The sequence below is a fragment of the Megasphaera sp. UBA4382 genome, from assembly GCF_002391155.1.
Lineage (GTDB): Bacteria > Bacillota > Negativicutes > Veillonellales > Megasphaeraceae > Megasphaera > Megasphaera hexanoica.
The window spans coordinates 1-22,708 of record NZ_DGRS01000082.1 but is presented as its reverse complement, the minus strand read 5'-3'; the positions used below and the strand labels follow the sequence as shown (position 1 = coordinate 22,708).

21 protein-coding genes and 1 tRNA gene are annotated in these 22,708 nt (G+C 49.9%); 14 read left to right on the top strand and 8 right to left on the bottom strand.

Annotated elements, in window-relative coordinates:
* Positions 1 to 37 precede the first annotated feature (37 nt).
* Positions 38 to 901 carry an NYN domain-containing protein gene (locus B4H10_RS10025; protein ID WP_059077077.1) on the bottom strand — a complete coding sequence of 288 codons (864 nt, stop codon included), beginning with the start codon at positions 899 to 901 and terminating at the stop codon, positions 38 to 40.
* Between the two features lie 149 nt (positions 902 to 1,050).
* Positions 1,051 to 2,145 (bottom strand): M48 family metallopeptidase, encoded by a 1,095-nt coding sequence (locus B4H10_RS10020; RefSeq protein ID WP_150824224.1) that lies wholly within the window; start codon positions 2,143 to 2,145, stop codon positions 1,051 to 1,053.
* Positions 2,146 to 2,404: 259 nt separating this feature from the next.
* Here B4H10_RS10020 and B4H10_RS10015 point away from each other — a divergent pair, with 259 nt between their 5' ends.
* The 9 genes from B4H10_RS10015 (at position 2,405) to B4H10_RS09975 (ending at position 11,002) form a co-directional block, all read left to right on the top strand.
* Positions 2,405 to 3,133, top strand: a complete 729-nt coding sequence (locus B4H10_RS10015; RefSeq protein ID WP_292018762.1) for a FadR/GntR family transcriptional regulator — start codon at positions 2,405 to 2,407, stop codon at positions 3,131 to 3,133.
* A 252-nt stretch (positions 3,134 to 3,385) separates the two neighbouring features.
* Positions 3,386 to 4,216: a transketolase gene (locus tag B4H10_RS10010; protein ID WP_113855323.1), complete on the top strand. Its 831-nt coding sequence runs from the start codon at positions 3,386 to 3,388 to the stop codon at positions 4,214 to 4,216.
* Position 4,217: 1 nt separating this feature from the next.
* Positions 4,218 to 5,153, top strand: a complete 936-nt coding sequence (locus B4H10_RS10005) for a transketolase family protein (protein ID WP_059077073.1) — start codon at positions 4,218 to 4,220, stop codon at positions 5,151 to 5,153.
* Between the two features lie 63 nt (positions 5,154 to 5,216).
* Positions 5,217 to 6,560: an MFS transporter gene (locus B4H10_RS10000; RefSeq protein WP_059077072.1), complete on the top strand. Its 1,344-nt coding sequence runs from the start codon at positions 5,217 to 5,219 to the stop codon at positions 6,558 to 6,560.
* A 79-nt stretch (positions 6,561 to 6,639) separates the two neighbouring features.
* Positions 6,640 to 7,398 carry an SDR family NAD(P)-dependent oxidoreductase gene (locus B4H10_RS09995; RefSeq protein ID WP_170087004.1) on the top strand — a complete coding sequence of 253 codons (759 nt, stop codon included), beginning with the start codon at positions 6,640 to 6,642 and terminating at the stop codon, positions 7,396 to 7,398.
* Between the two features lie 72 nt (positions 7,399 to 7,470).
* Entirely contained in the window at positions 7,471 to 8,499 is a 1,029-nt protein-coding gene (locus tag B4H10_RS09990; protein ID WP_170087003.1) for a zinc-dependent alcohol dehydrogenase, read from the top strand.
* A gap of 30 nt (positions 8,500 to 8,529) precedes the next feature.
* A complete protein-coding gene (locus B4H10_RS09985; RefSeq protein ID WP_059077069.1) occupies positions 8,530 to 9,495 on the top strand; it encodes an ATP-dependent 6-phosphofructokinase in 966 nt (321 codons plus the stop codon).
* A gap of 108 nt (positions 9,496 to 9,603) precedes the next feature.
* Positions 9,604 to 10,113: a flavin reductase family protein gene (locus B4H10_RS09980; protein WP_075581847.1), complete on the top strand. Its 510-nt coding sequence runs from the start codon at positions 9,604 to 9,606 to the stop codon at positions 10,111 to 10,113.
* Between the two features lie 49 nt (positions 10,114 to 10,162).
* Positions 10,163 to 11,002 carry an MBL fold metallo-hydrolase gene (locus B4H10_RS09975; protein WP_292018760.1) on the top strand — a complete coding sequence of 280 codons (840 nt, stop codon included), beginning with the start codon at positions 10,163 to 10,165 and terminating at the stop codon, positions 11,000 to 11,002.
* A 2-nt stretch (positions 11,003 to 11,004) separates the two neighbouring features.
* Here the strand turns inward: B4H10_RS09975 and B4H10_RS09970 are convergent, their stop codons facing one another.
* Genes B4H10_RS09970 through murQ form a run of 3 tightly spaced genes read right to left on the bottom strand, consistent with a single transcriptional unit; the run spans position 11,005 to position 14,383 of the window.
* A complete protein-coding gene (locus tag B4H10_RS09970) occupies positions 11,005 to 12,087 on the bottom strand; it encodes a MupG family TIM beta-alpha barrel fold protein (protein WP_292018759.1) in 1,083 nt (360 codons plus the stop codon).
* Positions 12,088 to 12,089: 2 nt separating this feature from the next.
* The gene (locus tag B4H10_RS09965) at positions 12,090 to 13,463 is read right to left on the bottom strand and encodes a PTS transporter subunit EIIC (protein WP_292016891.1); all 1,374 of its coding nucleotides are present in this window, start codon (positions 13,461 to 13,463) and stop codon (positions 12,090 to 12,092) included.
* On the bottom strand, positions 13,463 to 14,383 hold the full coding sequence (murQ, locus tag B4H10_RS09960) for an N-acetylmuramic acid 6-phosphate etherase (RefSeq protein WP_075581850.1): 921 nt from the start codon (positions 14,381 to 14,383) through the stop codon (positions 13,463 to 13,465). The genes B4H10_RS09965 and murQ overlap by 1 nt, the downstream gene beginning before the upstream one ends.
* Positions 14,384 to 14,576: 193 nt before the next feature.
* On the opposite strand from murQ, the gene B4H10_RS09955 reads away from it, so the two are divergent.
* The 4 genes from B4H10_RS09955 to gmhA all read left to right on the top strand — a co-directional run bounded on the left by B4H10_RS09955 (position 14,577) and on the right by gmhA (position 17,217).
* Positions 14,577 to 14,653 (top strand) — tRNA-Arg (locus tag B4H10_RS09955).
* A 55-nt stretch (positions 14,654 to 14,708) separates the two neighbouring features.
* Positions 14,709 to 16,073, top strand: a complete 1,365-nt coding sequence (locus tag B4H10_RS09950; protein WP_292018758.1) for an NAD(P)-dependent oxidoreductase — start codon at positions 14,709 to 14,711, stop codon at positions 16,071 to 16,073.
* Positions 16,074 to 16,083: 10 nt separating this feature from the next.
* A complete protein-coding gene (locus tag B4H10_RS09945; RefSeq protein ID WP_075581852.1) occupies positions 16,084 to 16,647 on the top strand; it encodes a beta-class carbonic anhydrase in 564 nt (187 codons plus the stop codon).
* A gap of 12 nt (positions 16,648 to 16,659) precedes the next feature.
* A complete protein-coding gene (gene gmhA, locus B4H10_RS09940; protein ID WP_292018757.1) occupies positions 16,660 to 17,217 on the top strand; it encodes a D-sedoheptulose 7-phosphate isomerase in 558 nt (185 codons plus the stop codon).
* 111 nt (positions 17,218 to 17,328) lie between these two features.
* Here the strand turns inward: gmhA and B4H10_RS09935 are convergent, their stop codons facing one another.
* From B4H10_RS09935 to B4H10_RS09925, 3 genes are read right to left on the bottom strand one after another with little or no spacing between them, the layout of a single operon-like run.
* Complete coding sequence (locus B4H10_RS09935) at positions 17,329 to 17,973, bottom strand: lactate utilization protein (protein WP_059077061.1); 645 nt, start codon at positions 17,971 to 17,973, stop codon at positions 17,329 to 17,331.
* Between the two features lie 35 nt (positions 17,974 to 18,008).
* On the bottom strand, positions 18,009 to 18,653 hold the full coding sequence (locus tag B4H10_RS09930; protein WP_292018756.1) for a lactate utilization protein: 645 nt from the start codon (positions 18,651 to 18,653) through the stop codon (positions 18,009 to 18,011).
* A gap of 12 nt (positions 18,654 to 18,665) precedes the next feature.
* Positions 18,666 to 19,304 (bottom strand): tetratricopeptide repeat protein, encoded by a 639-nt coding sequence (locus tag B4H10_RS09925; protein ID WP_170087000.1) that lies wholly within the window; start codon positions 19,302 to 19,304, stop codon positions 18,666 to 18,668.
* Positions 19,305 to 19,769: 465 nt separating this feature from the next.
* Here B4H10_RS09925 and nifJ point away from each other — a divergent pair.
* The coding region (nifJ, locus tag B4H10_RS09920) for a pyruvate:ferredoxin (flavodoxin) oxidoreductase (protein WP_292018755.1) at positions 19,770 to 22,708 on the top strand (2,939 nt) is incomplete at its 3' end.

The window sequence follows — 22,708 nt, the reverse complement described above, 5'->3', positions numbered from 1 at the left end:
TACCATCCTTTCTATAAGAGCATCTGGTATGCGGCTATCAGACTTTACTCTGCCGCTTTCTGGACCGGGATGAATGGGTGTAATGATGACGGTGAACCGGTTTTAATTTGAAATAATTGTGCTTGACCGTTTTATTTTTATCATCGGTAATCGTATTGACTTCGAACATATCCAGAGATTCGATGAAGGGGACAAATTTCTTGAATCCGAAATTGCGGACATCGAAGTCGGAAAATTGTTTGTTGAGCAGATTGCCCAGCGTACCGGAGAAAATCCAGCCGTTATCGTCGGAATTTTCTTCCGTGATTTTTACCAGCGCCTGCCGGATTGTGCGGAAATTTTTGCCCGAAGTTTTTTCTGATTTGACTGGTTCTTCTGTGGCGGGAGAGATGACAGGCGGTGTATCATCGATGATTGCCGGTTTGGCCGCATCCGTTGTTTCTGTATCGGCTTCATTTTCTGCTTCTTCCAGCAGGACATCGAGATAGAGGAACTTATTGCATGCCGAGATAAAAGACCGGGGCGTCTTACTCTCTCCCATGCCGAGGACGTATTTCTGTGATTCCCGGAGCCGGGATGCCAGACGGGTGAAATCGCTGTCTGAAGAAACGATGCAGAAACCGTCGAGATTGCTTTGGTATAACAGGTCCATCGTGTCGATGATTAATGCTGAGTCAGTCGAATTTTTTCCCGTCGTATTACTGTATTGCTGAATGGGCTGTATGGCATTGTTGAGAATCGTCGTCCGCCACGACGCCATCTGTGGTGTAGTCCAGTTGCCGTAAATCCGTTTATAAATGACATCGCCAAGATTATTGGCTTCAGATAAAATAACATCAATGTACTTTGTCGAAATATTTTCGGCATCAATCAACACCGCAAGTTTCATTTCCTGGTTCATAACTGTATGCTCCTCCTGTATAGAATTATTTTATCATGTAGCGTAATAAAGATAAAGCAGAGGATTATAGGAAATGGAAAAAATAACAGGGGCATCCGGGTAAAGTAAAACTCGACTTACCGGATGCCCCTGTTGCCGTGTTACAGGGATTATAATAATTTTTTCAGTGTACTGGTTACTTCTTCCGGATTTCTGACAGGGGATAAATCCATAATCTGCTGCTGGCCGACGCATAAGATATTATTGCCGTCTACATGGACATCGCTGACGGATGGTTTGCCGTTATTGTGGTAGACCGCTGAAAGATTGCCGGCAATCAGATATGCCCGTTCTTTTCCACTCATGTTGGGGATATCCTGAGGCTGATAGAAGTCCTTTTTGCGGATGGTGATCATGCCTGTGTCCTTATTGACAGCGACGACATTATTGCTCCATTTTGTAATATCGGCGCTATACGTGTCGCGGCGGCTTACCGTCGTAGGATGATCGTTGAACAGTTCCATAATGCCGCTGGTCTGCACGTCTTTTTCTTTATCGAGGAACCGCTGCCATAAGGCGGCGCCGCCACCGACGTTATACCCGGCCGCTACGGCATACTGGAACCCGAGGGCATCGGCTTCCTTTTCCATCGGTTTGGTTACCAGTTTGGCAGAGCCTATCTGGTCCAGAATAGCCGCACCCAGCTGGGCGGCTCCTCCGCCGGAACCATAAATCGCTGCCAGAAGGTCGAGGGGCATGCGTTTTTTTACGCCGCTGATGGCATGATTTTTTTGTCCATGTCCCATTTCATGGGCCAGAACGAAGGCAACTTCATTTTCATTGTAATTCAGCGGTTCGAAGAGACCGATATTGACACTCATATTATGTCCGATAGTGCAGAACGCATTGAAACTCGTGTCGTTATTTACAAAGTAATTATAGGGCTTTTTCAGGATAGATGGATCTGTTTTGGCAATGGCATTGGAAAGACGTGTCATGACCCGTTCCGTCATGGCATTGGCCTGATAATCAGTATTGACGCCATACTTGGCTTTTATCTGCTTCATATAGTCGTCACGGCCTTCATTATCCAGGTAATTAAGCTGCTGATTTAACTGGGCGTAATAAGCGCCAGCCTGGGCAATTGTACCGATGGTACCAATATCAATAGCCTGTACGGGAGACGTTTCTGCCATGGTGCAAAAACTAAGACCCAGGACCGCGGCGGCAGCCAGCAAGGTCCGTTTCGTTCTGTGTATAAACATGATACCCCCACTCCTTTCGCATGATACACTCTATGCAGCCCCATTATACCATAATAGCATGGAGTAAGACATGAGATTCAAACGAAAAATAAACATCAAATGTTCAACAAAGTATATTGCGTTATGAGCTAATTTTGTATTTAATATATTATAAAGATATATTATAATAAGGAAGAGATTTAGAAGAGAATAATGGTCAGAGGATAATGACTAAGGTATAGATTTTTAAATAATACTTTGAATCAGGATGTGAATCATTATGGTAGCAGAAAAAACGTATTTAAAACCTATAAAGAGCAAATCTGTCGTCCAACAGGTCATCGACCGCATTACGGAGGCGATTGTAAATCACCGCATTCATCCCGGCGATAAAATCCCGACCGAGCAGGAATTGGCTGAATCCTTTGGCGTGTCACGCAACTCCGTGCGGGAGGCCATCAAGATCCTCGTTTCCTATGGCGTATTGGAAATCCGCCGGCCTGAAGGGACCTTTGTCTGCCAGGGGTTCAGTGAATCCATGATTGATCCGCTCCTTTATGGCATCATCCTGAGTGATACGGAATCGATGGAGTCATTGAAAGAGTTGCGGGAATGGATCGATGTCGGTATTATTTATAAGGCCGCCCAGAAAGCAGATGATGAGGACTTACGGAAATTAAAAGGCGCATTGGATGCTATCCGGGAAGCGGCAGTGAACAAGAATTTCAAAGCCATGTGTGATGCCGACGAGGAGTTTCATCAGTGCATGGCGGATATGACTCATAATATTTTGTTTATAAAAATTAGTGAAGTGACCAGGTTATTAACAAAAAAGATCCGCTATCAGACCGTGTATAATATGGGCAAGATGGGAAAAATAAAGGAAATGTACGATGTTCATCTTTCCATGTACCAATTTATCAAAGATAAAAAACAGACGGCTGTCGATGAAGTCGTGCGGCAGGGATATTTCTATGAATATGGCGTTCTGGATGAAGAAGGAAATTAAAACGATATAGATGTTTATTGCACGGGCGGTCCTGTCAGGGTGTCATAACCCAGACAGGACCGCCTTTATGTTTATGGCTCATCAGAGTAGTTATATCGATGCAAAAGGAGCAAACGCGTAATTGTATAAAGTCATTGACAACATCCTACGTTGGAAGTATAATACAGTCAAAAGTTAAACATCCTATGTTCAACAGAGGATGAAAAGAGTAATACAATTTTATCTATTATTTATCTTACGAGGTGACATTGCATGAAACGAACAGAAGAGGAATTGAAAGAGGTTGCGAAAGACCTGCGGAAAAAAGCCGTAACCATGATTTATGAAGCACAGTCCGGCCATCCCGGCGGTTCACTTTCCGTCGCTGATTTTGTAGCTGCCTGCTATTTTGGTGAAATGAATATTGACCCGAAGAATCCGAAATGGGAAGACCGGGACCGGTTCATCCTGTCTAAAGGCCATGTATGCCCCATTCAGTACGCGGCTCTGGCAACACTGGGATACTTCCCCCTTGATGTACTCCATACACTGCGGAAAGAAGGATCGATTCTGCAGGGCCATCCGGATATGAAGAAATGCCCGGGCATCGATATTTCGACGGGCTCTCTCGGTCAGGGCCTGGCTTGTGGCGTTGGCATGGCACTGGCAGGCAAACGGGATAATAAAGACTATCGTGTATTCGTAGTTGTCGGTGACGGCGAAGCCCAGGAAGGGGAAATCTGGGAAGCTGCCAATACGGCGCACAAATACGAACTGGATAACCTGATTGTTTTCGTCGATAACAACAATCTGCAGCTCGATGGTACGACGGACGAAGTTATGCCGAACGGTGACCTGGGCAAGAAATTTGAAGCCTTTGGTTTTGACGTATATGAAATCGACGGCAACGATATGCACCAGATTGTCCATACACTCGATATGATCCGCATGCGCAAAAACAAGAAGCCCCATTGCATCTTCGCCCATACCGTAAAGGGCAAGGGCGTATCGTATATGGAAAACCAGTGCGGCTGGCACGGTGTTGCTCCGAACGATGCGGAATATAAACAAGCGATGGAAGAACTCGAAGGAGGCCTGAAATAAAATGGCAGATATGACAAAAGCAACCCGCGATGGTTTCGGTGAAGAAATACTGAACCTTGGTAAAGATAACAAAGATATATATGTAGTTGATGTGGATATTGCGAAATCGTGCCGGACGACGCCCTTTTCCAAGGCTCTGCCCCAACAGCACGTCAACGTCGGCATTGCTGAACAGAATGGTGCCGGCCTGGCAGCAGGGCTGGCTACATGCGGTAAAATCCCGTTTGTCGTTACCTATGCCGTATTCGGTTCCCTGCGCATGTGCGAAATGATCCGCCAGGAAATCTGCTATCCTAATCTGAATGTCAAGATTGCCTGCTCCCATGGCGGTGTTACTCCGGCTAATGATGGCGCCAGCCATCAGTCTATTGAAGATATGGGTGTTCTCCGGACGCTGCCTAACATGACGGTCTGCATGCCAGCTGACTATGTAGCAGCCAAGAAACTGACGAAAGCTGCTGCTGAAATGTATGGTCCGGTATACCTGCGCTTTACACGCGATCCCATTGCAGTCCTCTACGATGATGACGTAGAACTCCAGCTTGGGAAAGCTCATCAGATTCAGGACGGCAAAGACATTGCCATCATTGCCAACGGCGATACGGTCCGCCTGGCTATTGAAGCGGGAAAGAAACTGCAGGCTGAAGGTATCTCCGCACGCATCATCGACATGCACACCATCAAACCTCTTGATACAGAAGTTGTCAAAGACTGCCTGGAAACGATCGGCAAGGTTATTACCGTCGAAGACCACAATATCATCAACGGCCTGGGAAGCGCTGTCTGTGAAGTAGCAGCAGAACTTGGCAAAGGTCAGGTCAAACGCATGGGTATCCAGGACCGCTTCGGCGAATCGGCTCCATACGAACATCTCCTGGCAAAGAACGGCGTCTCTGTCGACCATATCGTAGAAACGGCCAAATCCTTTTGCCAATAAACAACCTACATTGAACGTTGAATGGTTATTGGACATATATTGGGAGAAAGGGAGTGCAGTTTTATGACAACAGCAGCAGCTAATGTTGCGGATATAGAAAAACGTACTGTACACAAAGTAACACGAAGACTGATTCCATTCTTGTTCCTCTGCTTTGCCATTTCCATCCTGGACCGCGTCAATATTGGGTTTGCCGCCCTCCAGATGAATGCCGATCTCGGCTTTTCCAGTGCCGTCTTTGGCTTTGGTGCCGGCATCTTCTTCTTCGGCTACTTCCTCCTGGAAGTGCCGGGAAGTGCCCTCATGACCAAATTCGGCGCCCGTCGCTGGATTTCCCGTATCATGGTTTCCTGGGGCCTCGTATCCTGTCTGACGGCATTTGTACAGAACGACATCCAGTTTTATTGCGTACGATTTGCTCTCGGCGTCTGCGAAGCCAGCTTCTTTCCCTGCATGGCCTGGTATCTGAGCAACTGGTTCCAGACGAAGAACCATGCCAAGGCTATCGCCGGATTTATGATCGCTATCCCCAGTGCCAGTGCCGTCGGCTCGCCTATTTCTACGTATCTGCTGGAACTGAACCTCTTTGGCCTGGAAGGCTGGCAGACACTGTTTATCCTCGAAGCTATCCCGTCGCTCATCCTCGGCGTCGCCTGCTTCTATTACCTGACCGATTCGATTGAAGAAGCCCACTGGCTGGAAACGGATGAAAGGGAATGGCTGAAGAATATTGTGGCCGAAGAACAGGCTGCAAAGGCCAAGAAAAAGAAAGTATCCTTCCTTACGGCTCTGAAAGAACGGGATGTCCTCATCCTCGCCCTGGGATACTTTGCCTGGATTTGCGGGTATTACGGCATCGTCATGTTCCTGCCGACACTGGTTCATGGCCTTTCCAGCACCATTGCTACGACGACCATCGGCTGGATTATCGGACTCATGTATCTCCTGGCTGCATTTGTCATGTATGCTGTCGGCCGTCATTCCGATAAAGTCAATGAACGGCGGTATCATGTAGCCGGCTGTCTGGTAGTCGCTGCTGTCGGTCTCGTCGCCAGCGTCTACATTGCCCAGTCCAACGTCATAGCCAGTCTCATCGTCTTTGCCGTCGCACTGAGCGGCGCCTATGGTGCCTATTCTCCGTTCTGGGCCATTCCACCGGCGTATCTTTCCGGTTCTGCTGCGGCAGCGGGTATTGCCCTCATCAACAGTGTCGGCAACCTGGGCGGATTCTTTGGTCCTTATGTCATGGGTTACGTCAGCACCGTAACCGGTTCCTTTGATGCCGGCGTCCTTTTCCTGGCCATCTGCATGGTCATCAGCGCCTTTGTCGTCACGGTCCTGGTTAAACAGACAGGGAAAGCTATCGACGATAGTAAGTTAAATGCAGCTGATTCAGCTGATAAATAAATATTCACAATCTATTACATCAATACATTTTATTAACACCGTGTAAGATTACACGCGCTATTTCAAGGAGGTTTTTCAAATGTTAGATTTCACAGATCAGGTAGTCATCGTTACAGGTAGTGGTTCTCCTAAAGGTATGGGTCGTGTCATGGCCCGCACATTTGCAAAGCAGGGCGCTCAGCTCATCATTGCAGATATCAACATGGCCGGTGTACAGGAAACGGTCGATATCATCAAAAATGAAGGCGGCAAAGCCGAAGGCATCAAACTCGATGTTACGAGCAAGGAATCGTGCGAAGCAATGGTCGATCACATCATGAAGACCTATGGCCGTCTTGATGTTCTTGTCAATAATGCCGGCATTTCCCAGCATGTTACCGTAGCCGATATGACGATGGATGATATGAAACGCATTTTCAACGTCAACATGTTTGGCTTGTTCCTCTGCACCCAGGCCTGCATGAAACCGATGGTCAAAGCCGGTTATGGCCGTATCGTCAATCTTTCCTCTGTATCGGCCAAGCGCGGTGGCGGCATCTTCGGCGGCGCTCATTATTCGGCAGCTAAAGCGGCAGTTCTCGGCTTCTCCAAGAACCTGGCCCGTGAAATTTCTCCCTATGGTGTCACCGTCAATAGCGTAACGCCGGGCCTGATCAATACAGAAATCTGGAAATCCCTGCCGAAAGACGAAGCCCAGAAAGTTATCGACAATATTCCTATGGGCCGTCCGGGTGAACCGCAGGAAGTCGCTGATACGGTCGTATTCCTCGCTTCTAAAGAAGCATCGTACATTACAGGCGAAGAAATCGATATCAACGGCGGTCAGCACATGGACTAAAAGTGGATATAACGAGCGGCAGAAAGCAGGCAGGCTTCCTGCCGCCCTTTTCTACGAAAGGTGGGACGGGATATGCGAGCAGGATTTATAGAAAAACCGATGAAAGCCTACTTTATCAATGACGCACCGGAGCCTCAGTTGGAACGGGATACGGATGTCAAAATCCAGGTCCGGGCGACGGGCATCTGCGGTTCTGAAGTACATGCTTATCATGGGAAGCATCCCTGGCGGGTGCCACCCGTCGTATCAGGCCACGAATTTTCCGGGGTCGTCGTCGAAACGGGCAGCGCCGTAACGACGTGCCGGCCCGGTGACAGGGTGACGGCCGAACCACAATATGGCTGTGGCCATTGTTATTTATGCCAGAGCGGGCGGTATAATCTGTGCCCGGAAAAGAAGATACTCGGCGCTTCCGGATGGAGCGGATCGTTTGGTGAGTACGTCGTTCTGCCCCAGCAATGCATCGTACCGTTGCCGGACGCCGTATCCTTTGCCGAAGGGGCGCTCATTGAACCACTGGCGGTCGGCATGCATGCCGTACGGGCGCATCATATACAGGAGACGACAAAGGTGGCAGTCATCGGCTGTGGTACGATAGGACTGGGTGTCGTTCTCAGCGCGGCTTGTTTTCATCCGGCGGCCCTTTTTGGCATCGACGTCATCGATTTTAATTTGGAAAAAGCCCGCTCCATGGGAGCTGTTGCTGCGTTTAACAGCACGCGCGATGATGTCGTCAAAGAAATTATGGAACGGACCGATGGTAAGGGCGTCGATATCACCTTCCTGGCCTTCGGTAATGATGCCTGCGTCCGTCAGGCGGCGGAAATTACCCGTCCGGGCGGCACGATTTCGGAAATCGCCATCATGGGTAAGGATATAAAGGCTTCGTTTGACCTTATCCAGGTGAAAGAGCTGCATGTGGACGGGTCCAATATGTATGTCCGTAGTGACTATGAAGCTGTATTGGCAGAAATTGCGGCAGGTAATATGAAGCCCTCAGGGTTTATTACAAAACGCTTCCCCATTACCCAGTTTGGTGAAGCCCTGGAATTTACGGATAAGCGGCCGGAACCGGTCGTAAAGACACTTCTGGAATTTTAGATCGTGAAACAGCGTAAGGATGTGACGCCTATGATAAAGAAAATCGGAATATTGACCAGCGGCGGGGATGCACCGGGGATGAACGCTGCCATCCGCGGCGTTACCCGTTACGCTATGTATAAAGGACTGACTGTAGAAGGCATATTGCGGGGATATGACGGATTGATCCATGGAGACAGCACTGCCCTGACACGCCGTTCTGTCGGCGGAATCATTCATCGCGGAGGTACACTATTAAAGACGGCCCGTTCGGAAGAATTCCGGACAGAAGAAGGACGGCAAAAGGCCTATGAATGGTTGCAGAAGAACCACATTGACGCATTAGTCGTCATTGGCGGCGATGGATCTATGAAAGGGGCAGAAAAACTGAGTGCATTGGGCATACCGACGATAACGATTCCCGGAACGATTGACAATGATATGCCTGGCACAGAATATACGTTGGGCTATGATACGGCTGTCAATACCGTACTGGAAGCAGTGAACCGCATCCGCGATACGGCGTCTTCCCATGACCGGGTAGCTATTGTAGAAGTTATGGGGCGTCACGCCGGGTTCATCGCCCTCGAATCGGGCATGGCCTGCGGGGCAGAAATCGTTCTGGTACCGGAAAAGAAAGTCACACTGAAAGAAGTGGCCGACCATCTCGTGGAATCCCATAAACAGTGGAAAATGAGCAGTATTGTCATCGTTGCCGAAGGTGCCGTCAGTGGATGTGACGTGCTGACCTACATGAAACAGCATCATCCGGAAATGAATCCCAGTCTGACCGTACTAGGATATCTCCAGCGCGGTGGTGCCCCTTCGGCAAGAGATGCCAAAATGGCGGGGCTGTTTGCCCAGAAGGCCGTCGATTACCTTCTTTCCGGTGGAAAAGATGCTGTCATTGGCTCTATTCACGATAAGATTGTGGCAACGCCTTATACCGAGGTAGATAAATATAAGTTTACCATTGATGAAAACGAATATGACTTAGTACATGCGTTAGGCACGTAAATTCCCCTCTTCTGTAGAAGAAGGAACTGTATCTCCCCATGCAGTTTCTTCTTCTTTTTTTTTGTACTTTCCCATATAATAAGAGATATAGAACAGGAGGCGGTATAGATGCTTGAACTCGTAACAGCTGACAAGCTGCAGCTGGATATTTTTTCTGTTTTTGGTACGAATAACGGACTTCTCATGGCAGGAGACAAAAACGATGCACGGGTCATGACGATTGGCTGGGCCAATCCGGGGCGGACCTGGAATATTCCTACGTGCATCGTCTATGTACGGCCGGAACGGTATACGTATGAGTATATGGAGCGGTTTGATTATTTTACCGTATCGGTGCTGCCGATGGCTCTTCATGACAAGGTCATATACTGTGGTATCCACAGTGGACGCGATACGGATAAAATCAAAAATTGTGGATTCCCTTTGCAGTATGGGATGGGGGATGCCCCGTTCATTGCCAGTGCAGACTGGACCCTGGTCTGCAAGAAACTGTACGTGCAGGATCTGTCGCCAAAGGGAGTGACCGATTCCCGTGTCCTTCGCTCCTATACGCGGGAAGGCTGGCATCGCATGTACATAGGTCAGGTAGTAGAAGCGTATCATCAGAAAGCCGAATGACCGCCAACTAAGATGTTCCTATTATATTAACTTATCAGAGGTGATACCTATGAAATTAACCATTCTTATTGATAATTACACCATCAGCGGGGGCTGCTACGGCGCAGAATCCGGCTTTTCTGCCTGGTTTGAAGACCGGGATAAGAAAGTCCTCCTCGATGCCGGACGCTCAGACATGTTCATGAAAAATGCCTGGCGCCGCGGTATTGACTGCCTCCAGGCCGATGCTGTCGTTTTATCCCATGGTCACTATGACCATACGTGGGGCCTCCTGCCGCTGGTACAGGCACATATTGAAGCGACGTATGAAAAACGCCCCCGCATAGCAGCGCCTGTGTACGCCCATCCTGATACTTTTCTGCCCAAGGAAGCAGGGGGCAAAAATATCGGTTCCATCCTGGACGAAGCTTCGCTCCATGCCATCCTGCCGGTCCATACAACAAAAGAACCGGTCTGGCTGACAGACCGGCTCGTATTCCTCAGTGAAATTGAACGGACCAATGATTTTGAAGCGAAAAAGCCTTTAGGTCATACGCTGCGCAACGGCGTATGGGAAGACGATTATTTGTATGATGACTCGGCCATGGTCTATTGTTCCAATAAGGGCCTGGTCATTGTAACGCCCTGCGCCCATGCCGGCGTCTGCAATACCATTGCCTATGCGAAAAAAGTATGCCATACCGATACGGTGTATGCTGTTATTGGCGGATTCCATCTTTTGCGGGACAATCCGGACGTCATGCGGAAAACACTGGATTTCATAGAAGACTGCCAGCCGGAGCTGGTATATCCCTGCCATTGCGTCAGCCTGGAAAATAAGACACTCCTTGCACGGGAATTGCCCGTAAAAGAACTGGGAGCTGGTACTCGCCTGCGCTTCGACGAATAGACTCAGCGGACGAATTCCAGGCGGAAAGCCCGCCCCGGCGTGATATAGGGTATGAGAAATTGTTCTTCCGGCAGGATATAAGCTGCCCGGTTGCAATTAGGGCCGCCTGGGTAGGACTTCAGGCTGATCTGTACCTCGCCCATATAACGGCCGTATCCTTCATTGTCTACGGTGATGTCGCCGTACGATACGGGCTGGTCTGCCGTTTCATCACCCGAAATGATGTGCCCCTGCAGCCGGGAGCGGCTTTCTGCGGCGCGGATGACATCCTGAGCCGGGTCCAGGCGGGCCGTCATAGGCTGGCTGAGAAGGTCCTGCAGGAACGGGTCATGACTGAGAAGGCGTGCCTTGAGAACGATTCGGCCTTTTTCCTCCCGGCCCGCATGGGAAAGAGCGGTCAGTTCTTCCTGTGAGGGGGCAGAGTCACCGATATAAACGGTATCTGCGCCCATAGCCTGGGCGTGGCGGGCCGCCAGATCTACTGTGCGATTCCGATCGTCTTCCAATGTGGGCAGTCCTTCCCGGAGGGGCAGCCGCCGGCCGGTCTGACTGGGGATGAACAGACCAACGGAAATACCCTGGTTCTGCAGCCACTGTGTCTGTTTTTGTACATAGTCTTCTCCCAGGCCCGTATGAGGGCGGGGATAAAAGTTGTGCAGGCTGTCTATATGGCTGAAATCAGCCCCGGCTTCCTGAAGGGCTGCCAGTTCTGCCGGGCGGAGGGTGGAGGCATTGAGCTGCACCTTCATCATATGGCTGAACAGAGCTATTTTGCGGACATCGAATCCATAATCAAAGCGGACCGTCGTAATGCCCAGGGAAAGCAGATGTTCCGGTGTCAGAGATGGCAGATTCAGTAATTCCTGCGTCTTTGGTGATACATCAGCTATGACATCGAAGTGATGGTGACGAGCGACAGATAAAATTTCCTGAAGCTCCATAAATAGGACGTCTGTGTCTGATTCGGGAATGTGGAGGGATGTAAACACCCGCGTAATGCCCATAGCGGCCGCTTCTTCCAGAAGGGCCAGTTCATCGGCACAGCTGCGGCCTAAACCGGGATAGAGAGAAATACCTGTTTTCATAGTCAGCAAACCTCCTCGGCAGGGTCATCAAATCCGATGATCCACGTAGCAATAAAACCGGCAAGATAGGAGACGAAAAGCCCGGAAAGATACACGGGGATATTGTCCGTGCTGGCGGCCAGGGGAAGGCCGGATATGCCCATAGCTGCAGCGCCGACCATAAAGGCAGCCTGTACGGCACCACCGCAGGCCCCGCCGATACAGGCACCGATAAACGGTTTTCCCAGAGGAAGCGTAACGCCGTAAATCAGCGGTTCACCGATACCCATGAGTCCGACAGGCAGTGCAGAGGCAATGGTTTTGCGCAGCTGCCTGTTTTTTGTTTTGACATATACGGCTGCTGCGGCGCCTACCTGGCCGCCACCGGCCATAGCCAGGATGGGGAGCAGGATGGTAACGCCATAGCGGGCCAGTAGTTCCGCATGGATAGGCGTCAGGCCCTGATGGATGCCTAGCATGACCATGGGAAGAAACGTGCCGCCGAGGATGAAGCCTGTCACGGCGCCGCCGCGGCCGATGGATTCAGTTGCCGCATATCCAATGGCTTCCGACAGCCATCCGCCGATGGGCTGGCAGATGAATAGGGCAACAAAGGTCGCGATGAGGACGACCAGGAGCGGCGTCAGAAAGAGGTCAAACATATCGGGAATGACGCGGTGCAGTTTCTTTTCCAGCAGGGAAGCAAAGAGGACGACGAGGATGACGGCGATGATGCCGCCCCGCCCTGGAACGAGAGGCTGGCCGGAAAAGACGATATGGGCCAGTCCCGGATGGGTAATGATAGCGGCCATGACACCACCCAGCATGGGCGAACCGCCAAAGACTTTGGCTGCATTGACGCCGACAAAGATATTGAGACCGTAAAACGCGGCATTGCCGGCAATGGCAAATATCTGTATTACAGGCAGGGCGGATAATTCCGGATTGAGTTTCAGGGCAATATTCAGCAGCCCCGTAATCAGGCCGCAGGCGATGAACGCGGGGATGATGGGTACAAAAATCTGGGCAATCTTTTTCAATGCTTCTCTGGCCGGAGTGGCGTTTTTTCTGCGGATGGCTTCATGCAGTGCCTGCCCGTCTCCGACAGCGGCATTGCGGGCCAGCTCGCCAACTGATGCAGATTGATTGTCTTCTTTCAGTAATTCCAGAAATTCCCGGGTCACTTCCTGGGCCTTGCCCGGTCCCAGGATAATCTGCCATTCATCACCGGACTTATTGATGCCCATGACGCCGCGCAGGCGGCCTATATCTTCTTTTGTGAAATGTTCTTCCTTTACGACCAGGCGCAGACGGGTCATACAGTGATAGGCCTGGACGATATTGGAGGCAGGTCCTGTGAGAGCATAGATTTCCCGGGCCAGTTCTTTATAATCCATTATATCGTCCCTTTCGCAGCGGATTGAGCAGAAAGCACCTTCGAAATAAAGCCGTCGGCAGTCTGTAATTTTTCTTGTGCTTCTTCATAAGAAATATGCAGGAGCAGCATGACGATGGCTGGTTTAGCCTGTCCCTTACTTTGTGCGAGGGCCCGGATGGCTTCATCACGGCTGCAGCCGGCGGCCTCCATGACAATGCGCCGCGCCCTTTCTTCCAGTTTATGATTCGTCGCTTTGACATCGACCATCAGATTCCCGTAAACTTTACCGAGGCGGATCATCGTTCCCGTAGACAACATATTCAGAATCATTTTCTGGGCAGTGCCGGCTTTCATACGGGTGGAACCGGTAATGACTTCCGGACCGGTAACGGCACATAAATCAATATCAGCACAGGCGCCTATGGGAGAATGGGGAGAACAATCAACGGCAATGGCGGCAGCGCCACATTGACGGGCGCAGGTGAGAGCACCTATGACGTAAGGCGTGCGGCCGGAAGCACTGAGACCGACGACGACATCTTTTTTCGTAAGGCCCTTGTCGAGCAGGTCTTTTTTTCCCAGATTTTCGTCGTCTTCTGCGCCTTCACGGGCACGGAACATGGCAGATTCTCCTCCGGCAATCAGTCCCTGGACGAGGTCCGGATCAGTAGAATAGGTGGGTGGACATTCTGCTGCATCGAGGACCCCGAGCCGTCCCGATGTACCAGAGCCGGCGTAAAACAAGCGGCCGCCTTCATGAAGATGATGGCTGATGAGGTCAATGGCTCTTGCGATGTCCGGTATGATGGCTTCTACGGCCGATGCCGCCCGATGGTCTTCCCTATTGATGATGCGGACCATTTCTTCCGTAGAAACCTGATCTATGTTCTTACTGCGGGGATTCCGCTGTTCTGTTGCAATAGCTGCTAATTCAATCATAATAGAGCCTCTTTTCTCTACAAGGTGTATTATATTATAAAACAGGAGCCGTATTGTAGCAACCGGATGTGATTCAGGATACGCAGGATGTATGCAAATGTTTTGATAATATACATCCATTTGAGGATAATAATTTACAATCCTCCTTTTTCATGGTATGATATTTTTGCACGGAAAATCTGTGCATGCCTGTGCGCCCATAGCTCAGCTGGATAGAGCAGCAGTTTCCTAAACTGCGTGTCGGATGTTCGAGTCATCTTGGGCGCACCATTTTTATATCTGTTTTGTATTTATTGCAAACTTCAGCAGAAAGGTGGCTGTCTGCATGTCCCAAATAGAAAAGAACCCTCTTGCTTTTTTCCATGAAGAACCTATTTCTGACCGTGACTATACCATGGCTGAGGCTGTAGCCGAAGCGAAACGCTGTCTTAATTGCCGTGTGCCCCAGTGCCGCAATAGCTGCCCTATAGAAAATGAAATACCTCAGTTCATTCATGAATTGGCACAAGGGAATTTTGGTGCGGCCGCCGAATACATCTATCATCGCAGTGATTTTCCCGCACTGTGTGGACGCATCTGCCCCAGGGAAACGCAATGTGAAGGGGCCTGCGTACTGGGGAAAAAAGGAAAGCATATAGAAATCGGAAAACTGGAACGGTTTGTGGCCGATCTGGTTCTGGATAATCACATTCTCGATGACGTGCCCAGCAAGAAATGCAATGGAACCGTTGCTATTGTCGGCAGTGGCCCGGCAGGCATGGCAGCAGCCCTGGACCTGGCACGGATGGATTACGATGTGACGATTTTTGAAAGTTCTACCCAGCCGGGAGGAACGCTTACCTATGGCATACCGACATTCCGCCTTCATAAAGAATATGTCCTCCGGGAAGTAGAACGGATGAAGCAGCTGGGCGTTACCATACGGTATGAAACCAAGGTGGGCCGTGATATTTCTCTGGATAAACTGGCCGAAGACTTTGATGCTGTTTTTATTGCCGTCGGCACAATGGAAGGATGGAAACTGGGAGTCGAAAATGACCATTTATCGGGTGTGATTGATGCGGCCCAGTTCCTGTACCAGGTGGAACAGGTACAGCTTGGTGAAGAACAATTATCCAGGCTGCCCGTCAAACCGGGAGATACGGTCCTCGTCGTCGGTGCCGGTAATGTGGCTATTGATGCGGCCCGTACAGCACTGCGCCTGAAAGCAAAGGTAAAAATCGTATACCGCCGGGGCGAAAAGAATATGAAATGCCTGCCCTCCGAATATATGGAAGCAAAAGAGGAAGGAATCCAGTTCCAGTTCTATTCGGCGCCCCGTGCCGTCGTCGGTACCGATCATGTAGAAGGGCTCCGGATTGAAAAGCAGAAGATCTTGGACGATGGGACGATGGTACCGACAGGAGAATTTGAAATTGTGCCGGCCGATAAGATCATTGCTGCCATTGGCAATAGACCGGAAATGGACATTATTCAGGCTTTTGGTGCTGAAGCTACGGAAGACGGTTACATCGAATCCCGCAATATCCCTTACGGTATGACCAGCCGGCGCGGTATATTTGCTGCCGGTGACGTCGTACACAAGCCGAAAACGGTCGTGCTGGCTATGCGTGAAGGCAAGCGGACAGCGGCTGGTATCGATGAATATATCCGGGCTAAACACATGATGGAAGAGGTAAACAAGGGATAAGGAGGTCCATATGTCCGAACTGATACAGCAGATTGAAAAAGCCAATGCAGCCTTTGTAGAAGAACATAAGGCCGGAGGCTTGACAGAAGTAAGCAAATATCCGTCCCGCAGCGTAGCCATCCTTACCTGTATGGATACGCGCCTGCTGGATTTTCTGGAACCTGCCATGGGTTTGAAACGGGGCGAAGCTAAGATCATTAAAGTGGCTGGCAATACGGCAGGCCGCAGTTTTAACAGTGTCGTTGGCAGTCTGATGGTCGCTGTCTATGAACTTCATGTGACGGACATTATCGTCGTCGGACATGAAGATTGCGGCATGCTCCATACGACGGCAGAAGGACTTTGTAAAAAAATGTTTGAGGCGGGGATTGACCCGGCAATTATTGATGATGTGGAACCACAGCTCATGGCCTGGGCCGATCCCATCTGTGACTGCGAAGAATCGGTACGGGTTACCGTACGCAACCTGCAGCGCAATCCCTATCTGCCCAGGGGAATCCATTACCATGGAGCAGTCATCCATCCTGATACAGGGGCCGTCCGGTTCGTAATTACGGATGCGGAAAAGAAATAAAGGAGGCAGATTATGAATCTCGTTGAACAACGTATGGCAGATCATGCAGCTGTCCTGGCTGCGACAAAAGCACTGGCTCCTGATATAGAAAGAGCAGGCACTCTGATCCGGGATGCGCTGGCTGGTGGCCACAAAATTTTATTCTGCGGAAATGGCGGCAGCGCTGCCGATTCCCAGCATCTGGCAGCAGAAATCGTCGGCCGCTTCCAGAAAGAACGGCCCAGCCTGCCTGCACTGGCACTGACCGTAGATACATCGGTCCTCACAGCCGTAGCTAATGACTACGGGTACGATACGGTATTCAGCAGACAGGTAGAAGGACTGGGGAATGCCGGAGATGTACTGGTTGGCATTTCTACATCGGGGAATAGCAAGAACGTCATTGCCGCCATCGAAACGGCCCGTAAAAAGCAGATGAGCGTCATCGGCTTTACCGGCAGTGGTGGTGGAAAAATGGCGGACTTGTGTGATGTTTGTCTGGCCGTTCCTTCCAAAGTGACGGCCCGCACCCAGGAAATGCATATCATGATGGGCCATATCATCTGTGAAATTGCAGAAGAAACGTATTGATACAATAGTCTTAGTTCAACAAAAAACGGGAACAGAATGGCTTTACGTCATTCTGTTCCCGTTTTTGTTGCTATACATTCTGATTCCTTTGGCGAAGGGAAAACAGCGATATTAATATCCTAAGTTTTCCCCGACGAGGATGACCTTGATACGGCCCTGGGGTCCGCTGTTGCGGCGGGTCCGGACCATCTGATTGCAGATACTCTGCGGGCTGAGACAGTCAGCGCACATGCCGTTGGTGTTGCACGGCGTCGGGATGCCGAAACGCTGGGCATTAATTGGAGCGGCAGTCGAACGGGCCCGGGCGATGGCCGCTTCCAGTGTCGGTTCTACTTTATTCATGCCGGCGATGACTATGACCTGTTTGGGCCCGAAGATGAGCGCTGCTGTGCGGTTGCCGTTGCCGTCGATATTAAATAACTGACCATCCTGGGTGGCGGCATTCGTACTCATGATGAACGTATCGCAGGTCAGACCTTTACGCATGATTTCCATCCGTTCTTCCGGTGTCTTGGCCGTATCGCGGTCGAGAACCGGGTTGTGGGCTTTGACGTAATCATAGAGTCCCATTTCTACAATAGAGGTGGAACCACCCCAGGAAACGACGTCTGTTTCCGGAATCAGTGATACCGCTTTAGCCAGGGCTTCTTCTTTGGTAGGACAATACCAGGCGGCAAAACCGCGTTTTTCAAAATTTTTGGCAACGGCCGGCCCTTTCTTATCATACATGGTGTGCATCATATCGGAACGATCCATATTAACTCCTCCTAAAATATATATTGTGACATAGGCTAAAAGCCAATGTTTTCACCGACGAGAATGACTTTGATGCGCCCGGCCGGATTGCAGGCGCGGGTGCGCAGTATCTGACGGCATACCGTGTCCTGGCCTTTGCAGTCAGCGCACATGCCTGTCAGGTAGCACGGTGTTTTGGAGCCGGCAAAGCGGTTGATGTTGATGGCTGATGCGGTCGAGCGGGCCCGGGCCAGAGCGGCAGCCACTGTTGGAACGACCTTATTCATGCCGACGATGACCAGCACCTGACGGGGACCATAGGAGAGCGCCGCTACGCGGTTGCCGTTGCCGTCGATGTTCAATAATTCACCATCCTGGACGGCAGCATTGGTCCCCATGAGGAAGGTATCACATAACAATGCTTTACGCATGAGTTCTACCCGTTCTTCCGCTGTCTTTGCCGTGTCGCGGTCAATGACCTTGTAATGGGCCTGTACATAAGCGTGGAGCCCGATGTCATCAATGGAGCGGGAACCGCCCCAGGAGACGATGTCATCTTTGGGAATGAGAGAAATAGCTTTAGCCAGGGATTCCTCACAAGTTGGACAGTACCAGGCGGCGAATCCTCTTTTTTCAAAGTTCCGGGCAACGGCCGGCCCTTTCTTATCATACATGGTATGCATCATATCGGTTCTTTCCATTGTAAAACCTCCTTATTGGTTCATAAAGCCCTGAAATGCGCGGGTATTACGTATACGGTCAAAATGAGACTGGCTGCGGGCTGCCTCTTTTACATTTTCTTTATCGATGGCAGCGGCTTTTTTCAGGTATAAAACGGCCTTTTCGGCATTCCCCTGGTCGCCGTAAATGGTGGCGATGCCATAATAGCTCCACGTGTTATCCGGTTCGCTGTCGATGACTTTCTGGAACCAGGTAATCGATTCATCGTATTGCTTGTCGATTTTCAGGGCCAGTGCCAGGTCATAGAAAGATGGGACATAATCTGGTTTTAGTTCCAGTGCCTGCCGGATGAGAGAAATTCCCTGACGGACCTCCTTTGGATTTACCCCGTTGCCGCGCATGGCCAGGGCGATTCCCTTGCCGGAAAGTGCTTTATAATTTTTTTGGTCTTTGGCAAGTGCCTGGTCATACAGGGAAATGGCCTGATCATACTGGAATTGCTGGTAGAAAGACAAGCCCTTTTCAAAAAGGGCTTCTGAGGCGGCATCTATCTGAATCTGTTGCTGTTGCTGCTGATTCTGTGCCGGTGCCGGCTGCTCCTGATTTCCGCAGCCGGCTATGAACAGGCCAACTGCAAGACATAAGGCCACTGCTATAGGAATCTTTTTCATTTTTTCACCTCATATACATACGCTACGTATAGTATATAAGAAAATTCATAAATGCACAAAGCCGTATACACGGTATTCACGTTTTCTTACTATGTATACATAAACTATGGATAGCTTTATTATACTATCTATGGTATCATTTTTATAGAAGTTTCTTTCCGTACACGGCCAACCGGATAATATTTTTAATTGTAAAGTGAATTTATTCTACATGTACCAGATGGGAAACCATACCATTTTAGGATGAATTTTGCTTATTTTCAGTATGCCCAAAACGCAATACTCATGCTCGAAACGCAATAGACTATACTGAATAGTGCTATTTATGCAAATGAATTGAAAAATAAATTCAGCTTGCTATAATAAAGGTAGAGAGATTAAACGTTTAAATAACCTCTGTAATTGTAAGCGCTTGTATTGTCTACTATTATTTTTCTCATTTTATTTCTCAAGGAGATGTTTAAAGTGACTGAAAAATTGATGAAAACAATGGATGGTAATGAAGCTGCCGCATACGTATCGTATGCATTGACAGAAGTTGCAACAATTTTCCCGATTACTCCGTCTTCCCCGATGCCGGAACACGTGGATGTATGGGCGGCTCATGGTAAAAAGAACCTCTTCGGCCAGCCGGTGCGCGTCATGGAAATGCAGGCTGAAGCCGGTGCTGTCGGCGCCCTGCACGGCCTCGTTGAAGCAGGTTCTCTGGGTACTTCCTATACGGCTTCCCAGGGCCTGATGCTCATGATTCCTGTCATGCACCGTATTGCCGCAACATGCAAACCGGCTGTACTCCATGTAGCTGCCCGTTCTGTAGGGTCTCATGCCCTTTCTATTTTCGGGGATCATTCCGATGTCATGGGCTGCCGTAATACCGGTTGGGGCATGCTCTGTAGCGGCAGTGTCCAGGAAGTCATGGATCTTGCCGGCGTAGCACATCTTTCTGCTATTAAAGCCAGCCTGCCGATGATGCACTTCTTCGATGGTTTCCGTACATCTCACGAAATCCAGAAAGTCGAAGTTATGCCCTATGAAGAATTAGATAAACTGCTGGACCGCGATGCCCTCTATAAATTCAAACATGAAGCACTGAACCCGGATCATCCGACCATGCGCGGCGGCGTTAATAACCCGGATATTTTCTTCCAGAACCGTGAAGCCGTCAACTCCTATTATGACAAACTGCCTGATATCGTCCAGGATTACATGGACAAAATCAGTGAATTTACAGGCCGGACCTATAAATTGTTCAACTACTACGGCGCTCCCGATGCAGAATACGTCATTGTAGCCATGGGTTCCGTAACGGGCGCTATTGAAGAATGCATTGATGCCATGATGGCAGAAGGCCAGAAAGTCGGCTATGTACAGGTACACCTCTATCGTCCGTTCTCGCTGAAACACTTCTTTGCAGCTATGCCGAAGACGGTTAAACGCATTGCTGTCCTGGACCGCACGAAGGAACCGGGTGCAATTGGCGAACCGCTGTATGAAGATGTATGTACGGCATTCCAGAATTCGGACCGTAATGCGATGATTATTGCCGGCCGTTATGGCCTGTCCTCCAAGGACGTACCGCCTTCCCACATCAAATCCGTATTTGTCCATCTCATGAGCGACAGCCCGAAACAGCATTTCACCGTAGGTATCAATGATGACGTAACGAATCTGTCTATTCCTCTCGTACCGATGGATGTCAAAACGGACGGAATCATCAGCTGCAAGTTCTGGGGCTTCGGTTCCGATGGTACAGTCGGTGCTAATAAGAACTCCATCAAGATTATCGGTGATAATACCGATCAGTACGTTCAGGCTTATTTTGAATATGATACGAAGAAATCCGGCGGCGTTACGAAATCCCACCTGCGTTTCGGCAACCGCCCGATCCGTTCGACCTACTATGTCAAATCGGCTGATTTCGTAGCATGTCATAAAGAAGCGTATATCAAAGATTACGATATCGTCGGTGAAATTAAAGACGGCGGCATCTTCCTCCTCAACTGCAGCTGGGATCAGGCAGCCCTTGAAACACACCTGAAAGCCAGCGTAAAACGTCAGATTGCCAATAAACATATTAAATTCTATACTATCGATGCGACGAAGATTGCCGCTGAAATAGGTCTGGGCAACCGTACTAATACGGTCCTGCAGGCTGCCTTCTTCAAACTGGCCAATATCATTCCTATCGATGATGCCGTCAAATACATGAAAGAAGCCATCGTCAATACCTATTCGGCCAAGGGTGAAAAGATTGTCAATATGAACTGTGAAGCCGTTGAACGCGGCGTATCCGGTGTTGTTGAAATCAAGGTTCCGGAAACATGGGCTGCGGCGAAAGACGAAGCCGTCGAAGATATGACAAAAGATCTGCCTGATTTTGTCAAGAGAATCTGTATTCCGTCCAATCTGCAGAAAGGCGACGACCTGCCGGTCAGCGAATTCCTGCCTTATGCAAACGGCGATTACCCCGTAGGCAGCGCGGCTTATGAAAAACGTGGCATTGCAACCAATGTCCCGGTTTGGGATGTAACGAAATGCGTACAGTGCAACCAGTGCTCTATGGTCTGCCCGCATGCCGCTATCCGTCCGTATCTCCTCGATGAAAGTGAAGTAAAAGCAGCTCCCGAAGGCTTCGTGACGAAGAAAGCCGTCGGCAAAGGCCTTGAAAAATATGAATTCCGCGTTCAGGTATCTCCGCTCGATTGCTACAGCTGCGGTTCCTGCATTAAGACCTGTCCTGTACAGGCACTCTCCTTTGCACCGCTCGATTCCCAGCGCAAAGAAGCGGCAAACTGGGACTATGCCCAGACGGTCAGCATCAAAGATACGGGCCTCGATGAATTCAGTGTCAAAGGCAGCCAGTTCAAACTGCCGTATCTGGAATTCTCCGGCGCCTGCGCAGGCTGCGGCGAAACACCGTATGTCAAACTGCTGACCCAGCTGTATGGCGACCGCCTCTACATTGCTACGCCGGCTGGCTGTATGCAGGCGTGGGCTGCTGCACTTCCGTGCATCCCGTGGACAAAAGATAAGAACGGCAAAGGGACGGTTTGGACGAACTCCCTGTTTGAAGATAATGGCGAATTTGGTTTCGGCATGTACCTGGCTCTCCATCAGCAGCGGGAAGATGTAAAGAACCATCTCGAAGCACTGGCCGGCCTCATCGATGAAGGTTCGCTCAAAGCGGCTATCCAGAAATGGCTCGACTCCTATGGCTGCCATAATGAAGGCGAAACGACGAAACAGATCAGCGCAGATCTGATTGCCGAACTGGAAAAAGCACAGCTTACAGGTAAAGCGGGCGAAGAAGTGGCTTATCTCCTGGCTCACAAAGAACACATCGGCAAGAAGACCGTCTGGATTGTCGGCGGCGATGGCTGGGCTTATGATATCGGTTATGGTGG